2 protein-coding genes and 1 riboswitch are annotated in these 3,228 nt (G+C 32.2%); of the genes, one reads left to right on the top strand and one right to left on the bottom strand.

Translation table 11 applies throughout. The annotated features are described in order from the left end of the window. Window positions 1–189: 189 nt before the first annotated feature. A riboswitch (SAM riboswitch) is annotated at window positions 190–314 on the bottom strand. Between the two features lie 392 nt (window positions 315–706). After that, window positions 707–2,251 carry a hypothetical protein gene (locus WBN21_RS16580; RefSeq protein ID WP_424202253.1) on the bottom strand — a complete coding sequence of 515 codons (1,545 nt, stop codon included), beginning with the start codon at window positions 2,249–2,251 and terminating at the stop codon, window positions 707–709. A gap of 148 nt (window positions 2,252–2,399) precedes the next feature. Here WBN21_RS16580 and WBN21_RS16575 point away from each other — a divergent pair. Next, the coding region (locus WBN21_RS16575) for a 2-isopropylmalate synthase (RefSeq protein ID WP_424202251.1) at window positions 2,400–3,228 on the top strand (829 nt) is incomplete at its 3' end.

Here is a 3,228-nt window from a genome sequence, read left to right as displayed (position 1 = left end):
TTTGTGGCTAATTTTTGATTGCTCATTTTTCTAATTTTTTATGGCCTCTTTCAGAAATATTTGCAACATTTCTGACCTTTTTTATGGCAAGGTAAAAGACCGTTGATTAATAATAATTGCTCCTTTCGAAGCATACTTAATAGAAAAATGTTATAAGAGTTTTTAAAATTACTTGAAGCAATTTTGTTGTGGTTATCTATCCAAATACCAATAAATGAATTGGTAATTTAAGTAGAATTTAGCACCTTCTTTAATAAGTTTAAAGGGTTGCTAAGGCTTCAATGGGTCTATCCCTCCGCCTTTCTTGATAACATTTCAATACGTGTTTGAACTTTTGTGAATGCAAATATTGAATCTGAAACGTTAATATCCAAATGTTTTAGCAGATATTTTTCAAAATTGGTAGATTAATAGCAGGTTTTAACTTATTATTCTGAATGACTAGTGTTTAAGAAAGAGAAGCCTTGTTTTTATAACCTGCTTGTTGGAAGGAAACAAAAAAGGTTGCAATAATAAAAAAAAACCTAATACCCCTTCAAAGGGTTTTAGGGATGTGAGCAATCAATAATAGCATTGCCTAAAACAATTTTTTCAAACAGATTTATTACCTGCTTTTGCAATCTTGCCCGCGTGAGAACATGCAAAGGAAAGCCCGACCCCTGTGGGGTACCTGCCTGCCGGCAGGCGGGCGCCCAAAAATTAATTATTATGCTTTTAATGCTTTAAACTTTTCGCGGATGATTTCGCCAATTGGGCGATTTTCAATTTTTGATTCTAGCCAAGAAATGATGTCTAGATACAGAAAGGAACGACTTTGGTATGGGTCGTTTTCATAGGTTTTTAATTTTTTATGGAGTTTGATGAATTCTGCCTTGACTTCGTGCGGATAAATATCTCCCAAACCACGTAAAAACTTGATGAATTCTTTTTGTACTTCATACAAATCTTCCATTTTAATAAGGAACTTATAGGTACTTTTTATTAGGACCTCTAAGTTATAATCTAACCCAGCTTCATAGTGGGCAACGAGGTTTAAAATTCTTGCAAAACACAACAAATCCTCGCGCATTTGGAGCGATTTATTACTTATTATTTTCTCTAGGTATTGGATGCATTTTTTATTATCTCCGGCACCAAAATACATACTTGCTATTTTGTAATAGAAAACCATAATATGATGCTCGTCAATGCGATTTTTATAATTTTCTAGGCGCTCAAGAACTTCATCAATAAGCGGCAATCCTGCTTCAAAACTACCTTCAATAAAGTGTAAATTGAATTTATTATTGTAGATATATAGAAAGGCCAAACCATCAATATTATCATCTGTTGGGAACCATTTCTCCTTAGTAAGCGCTTCTAGTTTTGATAATGAAGATTTAAATTTTTTATGTTTTCTAAGATAAAATAATGATTCCAGTAAATAATTATTTCCTTTTAGAAAAAAGACAGGATTTTGTGCAATCATATCTTTATTATCATAAAACAAATCCACCCATTTTGAAGCATATTTGTAGCAGGATAAAAAATCGACGGTTAAAAAACTATACCATAAATAGGATTTATAAAGCCAGAGTTTTTCTCTGAACCCAAGTTTATTAATATCATATTTTGGAAGCCTATCGTTAAAATATTTTTTGATGATTTGATAATCTTCATCGTTTTTAATATAGCCCATTTTTAAAAATAAGCCATACAATTGCAACGATAAATTAGATAGTTTACTTGCTAAAACATTTTGCAAACTCAGTTCTTTTGCCTGAATGGACAACTCATCTGCTCGGTTACTAAGACTTCGCGTTATGTATTGCGATTCTATAATTTTTTCGAGCTCGACAATTTCGTAGGCTGCATTTTTTTCTTCGTTTGAAATGGCTAAATTTTTAGCTTTATCCAAAATTTTCAAACTCTGCTTGTACAGGCCTTTGTGGTATAAAATGGTTGCAAAATCCAACTGTTCGCGTATCTGAATTCGGATATCTTGGTGTGAAGGATTTAATCGTAAACTAATTAAAATCTGTTTATATAAATGGGCTTTTAAATTTGAAAGTTGCTGTTTTTTTACAATTCCTTTTTTAAGGATAACGGCTTCATCATACACCGAAAGTTTATCAAGAATATTAAAGAGCATCAAAAATTTTGAGTCTTCATTTACACCTAAACGACCCACATAAAGCTTGAATTGTCTTTTTTCTGATTTAGACAACGATTTAATTAGTATAAATAAATTATCTTTTTGCTCTTTTGTCATAGTCGTAAAAACAGTATTATTAAACTGATTTTCAATTACTTAACTCGATATACGCATAGTTAAACATCGTAATATTTATATATGAAGTTCTGTATTTAGAAATACAAAATATAAATTCGTGTAACAATACGAAAATATATTTTAATAAATGTCTGATAATAACGTTCAAATTTTTGATACAACGCTAAGAGATGGTGAACAGGTCCCGGGTTGTAAATTAAATACCGACCAAAAATTAATTATTGCTGAGCAACTTGATTTATTGGGAGTTGACATTATTGAAGCTGGTTTCCCGGTATCAAGTCCTGGTGACTTCAAATCGGTTGAAGCTATTTCAAAACTAGTAAAACACGCTACGGTTTGTGGTTTAACCCGATCTGTAGAAAATGATATAAAAGTAGCGGCCGAAGCATTAAAATATGCTAAAACAGCAAGAATCCATACAGGAATTGGAACTTCAGATTCTCATATAAAATTTAAATTCAACTCCAATAGAGATGCCATTATTGAGCGTGCTGTTAAAGCCGTAACTTATGCGAAATCTTTTGTTGAAGATGTAGAATTTTATGCTGAAGATGCTGGTAGAACCGATAACGACTATTTAGCACGTGTTTGCGAAGCTGTAATAAAAGCTGGGGCAACCGTTTTAAATATTCCAGATACAACGGGTTACTGCTTACCACATGAATATGGGGCAAAAATTAAATACCTAAAAGAAAACGTAAAAGGTATGGACAAGGCTATTTTATCTTGTCATTGCCATAACGATTTAGGATTGGCAACAGCAAATTCTATTGAAGGTGTCATTAACGGTGCACGCCAAATAGAATGTACTATTAACGGTATTGGCGAGCGCGCAGGAAACACCGCTTTGGAAGAAGTTGTTATGATTTTAAGACAACATCCATATCTTAATTTAGATACAAATATAAAATCTGAAATGCTTTACGGTATTAGCCAATTAGTTTCAGATAATA

This window comes from Algibacter sp. (assembly GCF_049667265.1).
In the GTDB taxonomy this organism is placed as follows: domain Bacteria; phylum Bacteroidota; class Bacteroidia; order Flavobacteriales; family Flavobacteriaceae; genus Algibacter_B.
Note: the sequence above shows the minus strand (reverse complement) of the source record. Positions and strands in the feature narration are given on the sequence as shown.

Excerpts from the sequence above, each read along its gene's own strand:
- WBN21_RS16580 (WP_424202253.1), bottom strand. The coding sequence starts at position 2,251 with ATGACAAAAGAGCAAAAAGATAATTTATTTATACTAATTAAATCGTTG.